The organism is Pseudomonas sp. F-14 TE3623, from assembly GCF_053629015.1.
In genome coordinates, this window is the sequence record NZ_JBRJHM010000001.1 from 1,745,300 (window position 1) to 1,757,426 (window position 12,127).

Below are 12,127 nucleotides of genomic sequence, written 5' to 3' on the forward strand. Positions count from 1 at the left end.
TGGGATGATGGATTTGTGACGCGATTAACGGCGTTCTGCCACCAGATTCTCCGCGCCACGCTCACGCACCCAAAAAAGCGTTGCACCGGCCACTGCCGCCGGCATCATCAGAATGTTGACCACCGGAATCAGCAACACCAGATACACGCTGCCGCCGAAGCCGAGGCTCTGCCAGCGCTTCTGCCGCAGCCAGGCGAGCATTTCGTTCCAGCCGAGTTTGTGGTTATCCGCCGGGTAGTCGATGTACTGGATCGCCATCATCCACACCCCGAACAGTAGCCACAGCGGCGCGGCGATGATGTTGACCACCGGGATGAACGACAGGATGAACAGCCCGATGGCTCTGGGCAGGAAGTAGCCGAGTTTGCGCATTTCCCGGGACAGGGTGCGCGGGATCATGGCGATCAGTTCGCCCCAGCTGAAGGCCGGGAAGTCGTCGGTGCCGCGCACCACCACTTCGACTTTCTCCGCCAGGAAGCCATTGAATGGCGCGGCGATGACGTTGGCCAGCATGGTGAAGGTGAAGAACACCATCAACACCACCAACACGACGAATATCGGCCAGAGGATGTAGCTGAGAAAGCTCAGCCAATCGGGCAGGGATGGCATCAGCGTATCGACCCACATACTGAACTGATGGCCGGCCAGATAGATCAATCCGACGAACAGCACCAGGTTGATCGCCAGCGGCAACAACACGAACAAGCGCAGGCTTGGGCTCAGGACCAGCTTGAGGCCCTCGCGCAGGTATTGCGGGCCAGACAGAACGGGGGCGGGCATAACGTGCTCCGAGCAAAGGGTAAACGCGCCGACCTTACCGGCTTTGCCTGACAGGCGAAAGTGCGGTAGCGGCATCGACATTAACTGTAACAAAGGCGTCTATAAATTCACTGCAACGGGATAGAGACCGCCTATGAGCTGGATTGTTAAACCGTATTTCCTTAATCTTCGCCCCCTCGATACGCTGCACCCATTCTTTTACAGGACTGTCGAGCCCAAGCCTTCCCCAAGTGCTTTCAACGGTCCTTTTTTATTCCCGCCGGCAATCCGGCGTTCCGCGCCCAGTGTTTCGGGCCCGGTCAACAGGAGCAGGTCATGTCTGAAGTTCGTCATTCGCGAGTGATTATTCTCGGTTCCGGCCCTGCCGGTTACAGCGCCGCGGTCTATGCCGCCCGTGCCAACCTCAAGCCACTGCTGATCACTGGCATGCAGGCTGGCGGCCAGCTGACCACCACCACCGAAGTCGACAACTGGCCGGGTGACGTCCACGGCCTGACCGGCCCGGCGCTGATGGAACGGATGAAAGAGCACGCCGAGCGCTTTGAAACCGAGATCGTGTTCGATCACATCAATGCCGTGGACTTCGCCGCCAAGCCGTACACCCTGATTGGCGACAGCGCGACTTACACCTGCGACGCACTGATCATCGCCACCGGCGCCAGCGCCCGCTACCTGGGTCTGCCGTCGGAAGAAGCGTTCATGGGCAAAGGCGTTTCGGCCTGCGCAACCTGCGACGGTTTCTTCTATCGCAACAAGCCAGTGGCTGTGGTCGGTGGCGGTAATACGGCTGTGGAAGAAGCCCTGTACCTGGCCAACATCGCCAGCACCGTCACCTTGATCCACCGTCGCGAAACGTTCCGCGCCGAGAAGATCCTGATCGACAAGCTGAATGCCCGGGTTGCCGAAGGCAAGATCGTCCTGAAGCTGAACTCGACTCTGGACGAAGTGCTGGGCGACAACATGGGCGTGACCGGTGCTCGCCTGAAGAACAACGACGGCAGCTTCGACGAGCTGAAAGTCGACGGCGTGTTCATCGCCATCGGCCACACCCCGAATACTTCGTTGTTCGAAGGCCAGTTGACGTTGAAAGACGGCTACCTGGTTGTGCAGGGCGGCCGTGACGGCAACGCCACTGCGACCAACCTCGAAGGCATCTTCGCCGCCGGTGACGTGGCTGACCACGTTTACCGTCAAGCCATCACCTCGGCCGGCGCCGGTTGCATGGCGGCACTGGATGCCGAGCGCTACCTCGACGATCTGCAGAACGCTTGATTCTGATTCTGTAGAAAGCAAAAAACCGGCTTCGGCCGGTTTTTTTATGGGGGCGCAAACGCTCGATCAACAGTGTGGGAGCGAGCCTGCTCACGATAGCAGTGGGTCAGTCGATATCAATGTTGAATAAATCGCTATCGCGAGCAGGCTCGCTCCCACAGGTTATGCGTTGGCCGAAGTCGATTGCGATCAACTGCGAAACCGTTCCTGAACAAAGTCCATGACCTTCAACGACTGATAAATCGCATTGGCCGCAACCCGCCCGAACGGTCCACCATTCCAATCCAGCAGGTACGGCTTGAACAACTGATACCGCGCACTTTCCCCGCACACGGCTTCGGCGATGACCCTGCCGCCAATCGAGCCGGTATTCAGGCCATGGCCGCCAAACGAGGTACAGGCCCAGACGCCCGGTTCCAACAGCCCCAGGTTAGGCATTTTGTTGGTGGAATAGCCCATCAGGCCCGACCAGGCCAATTCGATTTTTACCGGCGCCAGTTGTGGATACACCGAGACCATGTCCGCCTTGAGCATGTCCGCCAAGGCTTTTTCGTTCTGTTCGTTGCGGGTGGTGATGCGTCCGCCCCAGAGCAGGCGGTCGCCTTCGACCACGCGGTAATAGTCCGAGGCGCGGCGGTCGTCGGAGAAGGCGGCGCCGGAGTCGAGGACGTTTTTGATCGAGTCGCCCAGGTGTTCGGTCAGTACCACGTAGGTGGCGATGGGCAGGTAGGCGCGGCTGAGTTTCTGCAATTCCGGGCCGCCGTAACCGCCGGCGCAGAACACCAGGTCCTGGCAACGCACGGAGCCGTGAGCAGTCTGGACAATTTTATCGGTGCCCTCGCGATGCCAGGCCAGCATTTTTGAGTGTTCGAAAATCTGCCCTCCAGCCGCTTCGATGGCGAGGGCCAGGCCCAGGCAATAATTCAGCGGATGAAAGTGCAAGGCGTTCGGGTCCTCGATGCCCTGGAAATAGCGCAGGGTGTGGGCCCGTTCGCGAACCTGGGTGGTGTCGAGGTAGTTGAGTTCATAGCCGAAGTCACGACGCATGGTGTCGATGTGGTTTTTCACGCCAGCGCTGTCGTCGTAACGCTTGACCCGAATCGTGCCGGCGGACGGATCGCAGCCGGTCAGAGCCAGTTCGGCGATGTTGTGGCGCACTATTTCCACGCCTTCGACGGACATTTGAAACAGCGCCTTGGCCTGTTCCAGTCCGAGTTTTTTGCGGATCGCTCCCGACCCTTCAGCCCAACCTGGCGAGACCACGCCGCCATTGCGGCCAGACGCGCCCCAAGCGACTTGATGGGCTTCGAGGATGACCACGTGTTTCCCGCACCGGGTCAGTTCCAGGGCGGCGGTAAGGCCCGCGATCCCGGCGCCGATGATGCAGACGTCGCAGGTTTCGTGGGTATTCAGTTCGGACCTGGCCGCGCGGGGCAACGAGGTTTGGGAGTACCAGGTGGTGGGGAAGGCCATGCTGAATCCTTGACTAGTTACCGGTCAATGAAGCGAACGCCTGGACATTGTGGGAGCGGGCTTGCTCGCGAAAGCGGCTTAACATTCAACATTAAGGGTCGACTGTCACTACGCTTTCGCGAGCAAGCCCGCTCCCACAGGACGGCGGTGGTTACTTAACCGTCGAGTAGTCCACGCCGTACCACTTGGTCGACAGCTTGGTCAGCGTGCCGTCCTTGTGCATCGCACCGATGATTTCACTGAGTTTGGCTTTCAACTCCGGGTCTCCCTTGTCGGTGGCGACGGCCAGTGGTTCGTAGAACACCACGCCGTTATCGATGGCCCGTAGCGGGTAATTTTTCTTGATGGCAGCTTCTAGCGTGCTGCGCTGAGTGAGGATGCCGTCGAGACGAACGCCATCGCCCAGGCGCAGGTCATCCAGCGGTCCGAGGGAACCGGCATAGGTCTTCATTTTCTTGGTCTGTACGTCGTACGCGACGGGCGGCATGTCCGTCGCTTCGATGGCCAGCGCCTGGTTCAGGTAATCCTCGGAAGTGGTGCCGCCTTCGACCCCGATCGTCTTGCCATTGAGAGCTTTGTGGTCGGTGAGTGTGGATTTGTTGTGAACCGCAAACACGTAGGGCACGTAGTAATAGGTCGCCGGAAAGTCGAGGATCCGTGCGCGACTTTTGGTGGCGGTCATCGAGCCCACGGACATGTCCCAGCGCCCGTTCCACTTGCCGGCGGTGATCACGTCCCAGTCGGGGGTGATGAACTTGACCGCGACGCCGAGACGCTTGGCGATCTCCTTGGAAACGTCGATGTCAAACCCGTCGATTTCATTCTTGTCGTTGATAAAACCCTGGGGTGGCCAGGTCGCAGAAGTGGCGACGGTCATAGTTTTGCTGCTTTGGATTTTGTCCAGTACGGCTCCGGCGTTGGCGGCGCCGACAAACAACAGAGACAGGGTGGCGGCGAGGGTTAGTACGTGTTTTTTACTGAGCATGTTCATCTCCACTTCTCGTTATTGTTATGCGGGGTAAAGCAGTTCTCAGTGACCGATGATTTGCGACAGGAATTGCTGCGCGCGTTCGGTCTGCGGGTTGTTGAAAAATTCGGCAGGGGTGGCTTGTTCGATGACCTGGCCCTGGTCCATGAACAGCACGCGATCGGCGACCTTGCTGGCAAAACCCATTTCATGGGTCACGCAAATCATGGTCATGCCGTCGGTGGCCAACTCGCCCATCACGTCCAGCACTTCGTGGACCATTTCCGGGTCCAGGGCCGAGGTTGGCTCGTCGAACAGCATGACTTTGGGGTTCATGCACAGCGCTCGTGCAATCGCCACTCGCTGCTGCTGACCGCCGGACAGTTGCGACGGGTACTTGTGTGCATGCTCGGCAATTCGCACTCGCTCCAGATAAACCTGAGCGCGCTTTTTCGCCTCGGCGGACGACACACCTTGCACCAGTTGCGGGGCCAGGGTCAGGTTGTCCATCACGCTCAAATGCGGGAACAGGTTGAAGCTCTGGAACACCATGCCGATCTCCCGGCGTACGGCGCTGACACTGTCTGCCTCACTGGTGAGGGTGATGCCGTTGACTTGAATGTGGCCTTTCTGAAAATTCTCCAGATGGTTGATGCAGCGAATCATCGTCGACTTGCCCGAGCCCGACGGCCCGCATACCACCAGAATTTCACCCGTGGCGACATTCAGATCGACATCGCGCAAGGCGTGAAAATTGCCGTACCACTTGTTCAGGCCAGAGATGGAAATCATTGAGGGGCTGGTCTTCACAGCAGGTGCCCGGTCGAGTTGCTCAGCGGTATTGGTTCGAGTCATCACGCATCAACCCCTTGCAATGGATCGGTTGACCCGTTTTTCGATTCGCGCCTGCACCCGTTCGAGGATGAACGACAGGGCCCAGTAGATCATCGCGGCGGTGATCAGCATTTCCAGGTGGCGGAAATCCGCGCGCCCCTGAGTCTTGGCCAGGTACATCAGTTCCCAGACGCCGATCACCGACACCAGCGAACTGTCCTTGAGCATGGCGATGAACTGGTTGCCGGTGGGCGGGATAATCACCCGCAAGGCTTGCGGCATGATCACCCGGCTCAGGGTTTTGAACGGGTTGATGCCCAGCGCCCGTGAAGCTTCCCACTGACCCACCGGAATACTCTGGATGCCCGCACGGAAAATCTCCGTCATGTAGGCGCCGTAGCACAGCGACAACGCCAGGATGCCGGCCGGTACTGCATCGACCACATAGCCCAGCTGCGGCAGCCCAAGGTAAATCAGGTAGATCTGGATCAGCAGCGGAACACCGCGGAAGAACGAGGTGTAGAACGAGGCGATGGCATTGGCCAGGCCGTTGTTCGACAGCTTGGCCACGGCACCGATCAACGCCAGCACGAAGGCAATCACAATCGCGATGGCGGAGATGTACAGCGTGGTGGCAGCGCCCTGGATGATCAGGAAACCGATCTTGTCGAGAATGAAGCTGTAGGAAAGGTCGAAGGTGTCGAAGAATGCCAGGAACAGGATCAGCAATTCGATCCAGACCACGGTGGTCTGCACCTTGAACTTCAAGCGCCCGAGGACGTGGAAGTTCAGCGTACCCAGCGCGGCAATAGCCAAGCCAATGGCGATGTTGCGAGCGGTCAGGCCGTCCGGGGCGTTGCCCAACAGCGGATGCAGGAAATGACTGAGGGCGCTGTTACCCAGGTTCATCAGGTAGGAACCGAGGAACAGGACTACGGCTACGCCAAGCAGGAATTGAGGATCATTGGACTTTTTCTTATAAATTATATTGTCGTGATACATGACTGCCTCAGGGCTTGTAGGTGGTGGTGATCTCGCTTGGTAAAAGGGGTCTTTGGTCAGTATTGCGGCGCAAAATCGGGGACTGCAAGCGAACATAATTCGCTACGTCAGTCCCGGATCGCAGTTTGCTGTTCAGGAAAGCTTTGCCAGGCATGCCTCAAGGATATCCAGCCCTTCCTCCAGCACGGCGGTCTCCGTGGTCAATGGCGCCAGTAGACGAATGATGTGGCGCGACTTGCCGCTGGGCATCAGCAGCAAGCCCGAGTCGCGCGCCAGTGCCAGCAGCTGTGTCAGTTGCGCCGAGGCCGGTGTGCCGTCGGCATTGATCAGCTCGATGCCGCGCATGGCACCTACGCCGGTCAAGCGGCCCAGATACGGTGACAGTTCGCGGGCGCGCCAGGATTCGTAGCGGCTGACAATCGCTTCTTCCTGTTGCGCACCCCAGCCGTGCAGATGCGCGTCAGTCATTTCGTCCAGGGTCGCCAACGCGGCGGCGCAGGCGATGGGGTTGCCCGAATAGGTGCCGCCCAATCCGCCCTTGGGCAAGTTATCGAGCAGTGACTTGCGCCCGACAACCGCCCCCAGCGGTACACCGCCGGCAATGCTTTTGCCCAGCAGGATCAGGTCCGGTTCAATGCCCAATCGCGAGAACGCAAACCGCTGGCCGGTACGGCCGAAGCCGGACTGGATTTCATCGGCGATCAGCAGGATGCCTTTGTCATCACAGAAACGTCGCAGCGTCTGGGCGAACTCCACGTCCATCGCCAGGAAGCCCGCTTCGCCCTGCACCGGCTCGACGATAAAACAGGCCACGTCATCAACGTCGATCTCAACGCTGAACAGCCGCTCCATGGCCTTCAGGGCCTCGACGCAGGTCACGTCATTGTCTTTGCTGGGGAAGGGCAGATGGAACACCGGCCCCGGTAGCACACCGACTTTCTGCTTGTACGGCGCGACTTTGCCGTTGAGGTTCAGGGTGGCGAGTGTGCGACCGTGGAAGGCGCCGTCGAAGGCGATGACTGCCGTGCGCCCGGTGGCGCCACGGACGATCTTCAGGGCGTTTTCCGCCGCTTCCGCACCGCTGTTGGTGAGCATGCCGCTGACCGGGTAATCCACCGGAATAAACGCCGTCAGGCGATCCATGAGTTCGAGGTAAGGCACATGGGGGGCAGCGTTGAACGCGTAGTGGGTCAGGCGGGTGGCCTGTTCGCGAATGGCCTCGACGATGCGTGGATGGCAATGGCCGAGGTTCAGCACGCCGATACCACCGACAAAATCGATGTAGCGTTTGCCGTCGGAGTCCCAGACCTCGGCGTTTTTACCGTGGCTGAGCGTGACGGGGTGAACGATGTTGATTGACCGACTGATGTTTTCGCTGCTCATGGATACCGGACTCAGAAGAAGGGATGCTTCTTTTTATCTAAGCCGCGAGCAGCGGTGCCCGGCAAACGAAATAAAGTTGCCGGGTCAATATTAAAAGTCGGGATGTGGTTTCGGGATTGAAATATCAAAGATCAAAAGATCGCAGGCTTCGCCAGCTCCTACTGAAGAATGCGATCGACGTAGGAGCTGCCGCAGGCTGCGATCTTTTGATTTTGATCTTCGCTAATCAGCGGCGAGTCAGCGGCGGCTGAGTGAACTTCACACCGGCCAGACCATGGGCAATCAACGCGCGGATATTGCCGTGATCGCTGCCTTCAGGCGTGGCCACCACCGAGCGGTAATGCTCGCCAAACGCCAACAGCGCTTCCTCATCGCTCAGACCTTCCAGCAATGCCAGACCCAGGGTCTTGCACGAACCTTCGTTCTGCCCGGCGGCGTTTTCCACACCGCCGTTATTGAAAGCCTGGGGCTGATAGTCGTAACCGGCGGCGATGAACGCCAAGGTATCGGCGAAAGCGTGTTCGCCGCTCTTGAGGCTGGCGCGCAGGGTGTTCAAATCACTCATTGGGTTTTCCTTTGGCGAACGCCGCTTGCTGGTCGGCGCTGGCTTCTTTCTGGTATTGGGCTTTCCACTCGGCGTACGGCATGCCGTAAACCACTTCGCGGGCTTCGTCGAGGCTGACGTCGATCTGGCGTTCGTCGGCAGCGGCCTTGTACCACTTGGACAGGCAGTTGCGGCAGAAACCCGAGAGGTTCATCAGGTCGATGTTCTGCACGTCCTTGCGGCTGTCCAGGTGGGCAACCAGCCGGCGAAAGGTGGCGGCTTCAAGTTCCAGGCGTTGTTGATCGTTCATGATGGGCTCTGTGCAATCAAATCGTGGCGCGGATGATAAAAGCCTGGCGACCGATGCGCCAGACGCGGTCAACGGCTCGCGGCCAGGGTAATCGATACCGACTCGGCGAAGCGCAAGGCATGGGGCTTGTCGACTTCGACTTCGGCGTACAGTACCGACTCGTTGACCATGATCAGGTCCAGCAATTCCTGAGTCAGGCGCTCGAGCAAGGCAAAGCGATTGCCCTCCACGTGGGCGATGATCGCCTTGGTGATGGTGCGATAATTCAACGCGTGATCGATATCGTTGTCACGCACTGCATCCTGGGCGGCGTACAGAATGGTCAGGTTGATCAGCACATCCTGCTTGTTGAGGATCTCGTCCTCGTTGATGCCGATGAAAGTTCGCAAACACAGGTCCTTGACCCGGATGCGTGCCATTCCTGGTTGAAGTTGTGGCATTGCTACTTGCTCCGTCCAATCAATTGCAGGAACTCCTGGCGGGTATTACTCGACTCGCGGAAGGCGCCGAGCATCACCGAGGTGTTCATGGTCGAATTCTGTTTTTCGACGCCGCGCATCATCATGCACATGTGCTGGGCTTCGATGACCACCGCGACACCGGCGGCGTCGGTCACTTGCTGCACTGCGTCGGCGATTTGCCGGGTGAGGTTTTCCTGGATTTGCAGTCGGCGGGCGAACATATCCACAAGCCGCGCAATCTTCGACAGGCCCAGCACCTTGCCCGTTGGAATATAAGCCACATGAGCCTTGCCGATGAAGGGCAGCATGTGATGTTCACAGAGCGAGTACAGCTCGATGTTGTCGACGATGATCATTTCATCGTTGTCTGAGGCAAACAGCGCGCCGTTGACGATTTCTTCGACACTTTGTTCGTAACCATGACACAGGTATTGCATCGCCTTGGCGGCGCGAACCGGGGTGTCTTGCAGTCCTTCGCGGTCGGGATTTTCACCGAGGCCGATCAGGATCTCGCGATAGCTCTGTGACAGGGTGTTCTGAGGCAGGAATAACGTCATGGGACATCCTCGCGGGAGCGGCTTATTTGACGTGCCGTCCGCCGTTGACGGTCAGGGTCGTGCCGGTGACATAAGGGTTGTCGAGCAAATAGCGCAGGCTCTGGTAGATCACTTCGCTGCCGGGCTCAATGCCCAGTGCCGATTTGGCCAGAACCCTGGCGCGGTACGCCGCGTCGTCGTCGGGATTGAACAGTAGCAGGGCTGGCGCGATACCGTTGACCTTGATGCCGGGCGCGTATTTCGCGGCAAAGGACAGGGTCAGGCTGTCGAGCCCGGCTTTGCTGGCGCAGTAACCGATGTGCTTGCTGCTGCCCCTGCGGGTCACATCATCGCTGATGTGCACTATGTCGGCGGGGCTCGAGCGTTTGAGCAAATCGGCACAGTGCAGGTTGATCAGGTAAGGCGCCAGCATGTGCACGTTGAACATGCGGGTGAAGGCCGCGGCTTCGGAGCCTGGGGTTTCTACCTGCCATTCAGAAGCGTTATGGACGATCGCCCGCAAACTGTCGGTGTGGTTTTTCAGTTCGCCGATGAACGCAAGGATACTGGCCTCGCTGGAAAAGTCCGCAAACACCGCGGTCGCCCCCAGATCAAGCAGGGTTTGCACCCCCGGGCGTTCGCTGCGGTAGCTGAAAATGACCGGATGGCCGTCTTCGAGCAAACGCTGCGCACAGTGCAGGCCGACACGCTGGCCGGCACCGGTGATGAGGATTGGGGCTGCGGTAGAGGTCATGAACGGCTCGCGTCGCGGTAAGAGCAAAACTATACCAGCGACGGGAGTTGTTCACCTACGTCCTGCAAGGGTTACTGATTTTGGGGGTTGTGTTCGGCGGGCAACGGACGCGCAGATGGGGTGTGCAACCACCCGGTCAGCAGACGCGTCGACAGCGGAATGAAGAAATACACCATCAATGGCGTCAGGCACAGGGTGCTGACAAACACGCGGGTCAGCAAACTCGTTTCAACCAATAGCGGCCCGATGACAAAGTTGAACAGCAGGGACACCGGAAAGAACGCCAGCCAGATAGCCACGGCCTGTTTCCAGCGTGGGGGGCGTTGACCGACCGCACCGAACCAGCCATCGATGCCACTGACCCGATGCTCCGAAGGGTGGGCAAACAGATCACTGCCACGTCCCAGCCAGGCAGTGCGCGACGCGGAATGCTCCCAGGCGTGCATGGTCTGCTCGTCGGCGAAGCGGAAGATAATCTGGAATTCGTCATCGTCGGGCGGCGGAGCGAGCACGCCAGAGCCGAGGTAACCGGGGAAGTCGGTGGCCAGTTGTTCGCCTTCGCGCAGCCAGGCCATCAGGTCCTGATAACGCCCATCGGCGACGCGACGCGCCACCATCAGCGTGACGGGGGAGGTAGACATTTTGTATCTCCGTATTACAAACGCGTCGCTCCGGATAGGAGCTTCGCTGGACACAACGCCGGGGTAGTGGGCTGCATCCGGGAACAAGCAAGGATTATTCCTGATTCTGCGGATAACGTTAGTGACCTCGTCGGATATCAACGCCTTGAATGCTAGCGGCGTAGGAGCGTTAAATGTATCCAGATTTTGTACATGGACGTAAATCCCAAGATGGCTGTGCTGACCGACATTGCACCTGGCTTGCCCCCCAATACCTCGCTGATGCGAGAAGAGCTGTTTCCTATTCGTGAGGTCGCGCGCCTGACCGGGGTCAATCCCGTCACGCTACGAGCATGGGAGCGGCGGTATGGTTTGATACAACCTACGCGCACCGAAAGCGGGCACCGTTTGTATTCGATGAGCGATATCGAGCGTGTTCGCAGCATCCTCGGCTGGATAGAACGCGGTGTCGCGGTCAGCAAGGTCGGCAAGATACTGGCCAAGACTGAACCGCTCAAGGTGCTGGCGCAGGTCATTCCCAACGAACTCGTTCAAGCCGACTACGGCCAATGGCAGCAGCGGGTCAAGGCAGCGGTGAGTGCTTTTGACGAAGTTCAACTGGAGCAAGTCTACGGTCAGATTTTTTCCAGTTACCCACTGACCGTGGTGTTTCAGGAGATTCTGATTCCGGTCTGGAAGCTATTGCTACAACGCCATGAAGCGTTCGGTCAGACCAGCGAGTGGCTTTTCCTGGATGGTTTTCTGCGAGCTCGAGTGTTGCAGCGGCTGCTGCTGGTGCGTGTTATGCAACCGCGACGAGTGATTGTCTGTGCCTTGGCCGACCAATGTCGTGAACTCGAAGTGCTGCTCACTGCGCTGTATCTGAGCAGTGTCGATTCGACTATTCAGTTGTTGGCGATCGGTCAGCCCTTCGACGAGCTGATCCTGGTCTGTGAGAAAATCAAGCCCAAGGCACTGGTGCTGGTTTCCAGTCACGCGCCGGCCGGCGAATTGCCTCGACGTTTGAAACGCTTGGCCATGAGCCTGGATTGTCAGGTGTTGCTGGCCGGGGATGCATCGGACCTGGCACAGGAGAGACTGGCCGGATCATCGATCGGTTGTCTGGGAAACGAGGGAGGGGTGATGCGCCAGCGTCTGAAGCAGTTCCTGGCGGGAAACCTGGATACCTGA

General features: G+C 58.8%; 14 protein-coding genes. 2 read left to right on the forward strand and 12 right to left on the reverse strand.

The window, feature by feature from the left end:
* Nucleotides 1–24 precede the first annotated feature (24 nt).
* Nucleotides 25–780, reverse strand: coding sequence for a sulfate transporter CysZ (cysZ, locus tag AB7M29_RS07795; RefSeq protein ID WP_454246635.1), 756 nt, complete (start codon nt 778–780; stop codon nt 25–27).
* Nucleotides 781–1,095: 315 nt separating this feature from the next.
* Between cysZ and trxB the strand changes: the two genes are divergently transcribed.
* A complete protein-coding gene (gene trxB / locus AB7M29_RS07800; protein ID WP_217857658.1) occupies nt 1,096–2,052 on the forward strand; it encodes a thioredoxin-disulfide reductase in 957 nt (318 codons plus the stop codon).
* A gap of 189 nt (nt 2,053–2,241) precedes the next feature.
* Here the strand turns inward: trxB and AB7M29_RS07805 are convergent, their stop codons facing one another.
* The 11 genes from AB7M29_RS07805 to AB7M29_RS07855 all read right to left on the reverse strand — a co-directional run bounded on the left by AB7M29_RS07805 (nt 2,242) and on the right by AB7M29_RS07855 (nt 10,957).
* Entirely contained in the window at nt 2,242–3,525 is a 1,284-nt protein-coding gene (locus tag AB7M29_RS07805; protein WP_454246636.1) for an NAD(P)/FAD-dependent oxidoreductase, read from the reverse strand.
* Between the two features lie 151 nt (nt 3,526–3,676).
* Nucleotides 3,677–4,510, reverse strand: coding sequence for a transporter substrate-binding domain-containing protein (locus AB7M29_RS07810; RefSeq protein WP_217857660.1), 834 nt, complete (start codon nt 4,508–4,510; stop codon nt 3,677–3,679).
* A 45-nt stretch (nt 4,511–4,555) separates the two neighbouring features.
* On the reverse strand, nt 4,556–5,284 hold the full coding sequence (locus tag AB7M29_RS07815) for an amino acid ABC transporter ATP-binding protein (protein WP_448725689.1): 729 nt from the start codon (nt 5,282–5,284) through the stop codon (nt 4,556–4,558).
* A 69-nt stretch (nt 5,285–5,353) separates the two neighbouring features.
* Entirely contained in the window at nt 5,354–6,328 is a 975-nt protein-coding gene (locus AB7M29_RS07820) for an amino acid ABC transporter permease (RefSeq protein ID WP_038978993.1), read from the reverse strand.
* 132 nt (nt 6,329–6,460) lie between these two features.
* Complete coding sequence (locus AB7M29_RS07825; RefSeq protein ID WP_454246637.1) at nt 6,461–7,711, reverse strand: 2-aminoadipate transaminase; 1,251 nt, start codon at nt 7,709–7,711, stop codon at nt 6,461–6,463.
* Nucleotides 7,712–7,937: 226 nt separating this feature from the next.
* Complete coding sequence (locus tag AB7M29_RS07830) at nt 7,938–8,276, reverse strand: HopJ type III effector protein (RefSeq protein WP_217857662.1); 339 nt, start codon at nt 8,274–8,276, stop codon at nt 7,938–7,940.
* Nucleotides 8,269–8,565 carry a DUF1244 domain-containing protein gene (locus AB7M29_RS07835; RefSeq protein WP_454246638.1) on the reverse strand — a complete coding sequence of 99 codons (297 nt, stop codon included), beginning with the start codon at nt 8,563–8,565 and terminating at the stop codon, nt 8,269–8,271. Before AB7M29_RS07835 ends, AB7M29_RS07830 begins: the two co-directional genes overlap by 8 nt.
* 68 nt (nt 8,566–8,633) lie before the next feature.
* Entirely contained in the window at nt 8,634–9,005 is a 372-nt protein-coding gene (folX, locus tag AB7M29_RS07840) for a dihydroneopterin triphosphate 2'-epimerase (protein WP_007901645.1), read from the reverse strand.
* Nucleotides 9,006–9,007: 2 nt separating this feature from the next.
* A complete protein-coding gene (gene folE, locus AB7M29_RS07845) occupies nt 9,008–9,583 on the reverse strand; it encodes a GTP cyclohydrolase I FolE (RefSeq protein ID WP_095055672.1) in 576 nt (191 codons plus the stop codon).
* A 22-nt stretch (nt 9,584–9,605) separates the two neighbouring features.
* The gene (folM, locus tag AB7M29_RS07850; protein ID WP_217857663.1) at nt 9,606–10,316 is read right to left on the reverse strand and encodes a dihydromonapterin reductase; all 711 of its coding nucleotides are present in this window, start codon (nt 10,314–10,316) and stop codon (nt 9,606–9,608) included.
* 71 nt (nt 10,317–10,387) lie between these two features.
* Nucleotides 10,388–10,957 carry an antibiotic biosynthesis monooxygenase gene (locus AB7M29_RS07855; protein WP_052965545.1) on the reverse strand — a complete coding sequence of 190 codons (570 nt, stop codon included), beginning with the start codon at nt 10,955–10,957 and terminating at the stop codon, nt 10,388–10,390.
* Between the two features lie 192 nt (nt 10,958–11,149).
* Between AB7M29_RS07855 and AB7M29_RS07860 the strand changes: the two genes are divergently transcribed.
* Nucleotides 11,150–12,127 carry a MerR family transcriptional regulator gene (locus tag AB7M29_RS07860; protein WP_454246639.1) on the forward strand — a complete coding sequence of 326 codons (978 nt, stop codon included), beginning with the start codon at nt 11,150–11,152 and terminating at the stop codon, nt 12,125–12,127.

What these genes read in the sequence shown, in the direction of transcription:
- cysZ (WP_454246635.1), bottom strand. Translation starts at nt 780, where the DNA reads ATGCCCGCCCCCGTTCTGTCTGGCCCGCAATACCTGCGCGAGGGCCTC.
- trxB (WP_217857658.1), top strand. Translation starts at nt 1,096, where the DNA reads ATGTCTGAAGTTCGTCATTCGCGAGTGATTATTCTCGGTTCCGGCCCT.
- AB7M29_RS07805 (WP_454246636.1), bottom strand. Translation starts at nt 3,525, where the DNA reads ATGGCCTTCCCCACCACCTGGTACTCCCAAACCTCGTTGCCCCGCGCG.
- AB7M29_RS07810 (WP_217857660.1), bottom strand. Translation starts at nt 4,510, where the DNA reads ATGCTCAGTAAAAAACACGTACTAACCCTCGCCGCCACCCTGTCTCTG.
- AB7M29_RS07815 (WP_448725689.1), bottom strand. Translation starts at nt 5,284, where the DNA reads ATGATTTCCATCTCTGGCCTGAACAAGTGGTACGGCAATTTTCACGCC.
- AB7M29_RS07820 (WP_038978993.1), bottom strand. Translation starts at nt 6,328, where the DNA reads ATGTATCACGACAATATAATTTATAAGAAAAAGTCCAATGATCCTCAA.
- AB7M29_RS07825 (WP_454246637.1), bottom strand. Translation starts at nt 7,711, where the DNA reads ATGAGCAGCGAAAACATCAGTCGGTCAATCAACATCGTTCACCCCGTC.
- AB7M29_RS07830 (WP_217857662.1), bottom strand. Translation starts at nt 8,276, where the DNA reads ATGAGTGATTTGAACACCCTGCGCGCCAGCCTCAAGAGCGGCGAACAC.
- AB7M29_RS07835 (WP_454246638.1), bottom strand. Translation starts at nt 8,565, where the DNA reads ATGAACGATCAACAACGCCTGGAACTTGAAGCCGCCACCTTTCGCCGG.
- folX (WP_007901645.1), bottom strand. Translation starts at nt 9,005, where the DNA reads ATGCCACAACTTCAACCAGGAATGGCACGCATCCGGGTCAAGGACCTG.
- folE (WP_095055672.1), bottom strand. Translation starts at nt 9,583, where the DNA reads ATGACGTTATTCCTGCCTCAGAACACCCTGTCACAGAGCTATCGCGAG.
- folM (WP_217857663.1), bottom strand. Translation starts at nt 10,316, where the DNA reads ATGACCTCTACCGCAGCCCCAATCCTCATCACCGGTGCCGGCCAGCGT.
- AB7M29_RS07855 (WP_052965545.1), bottom strand. Translation starts at nt 10,957, where the DNA reads ATGTCTACCTCCCCCGTCACGCTGATGGTGGCGCGTCGCGTCGCCGAT.
- AB7M29_RS07860 (WP_454246639.1), top strand. Translation starts at nt 11,150, where the DNA reads ATGGACGTAAATCCCAAGATGGCTGTGCTGACCGACATTGCACCTGGC.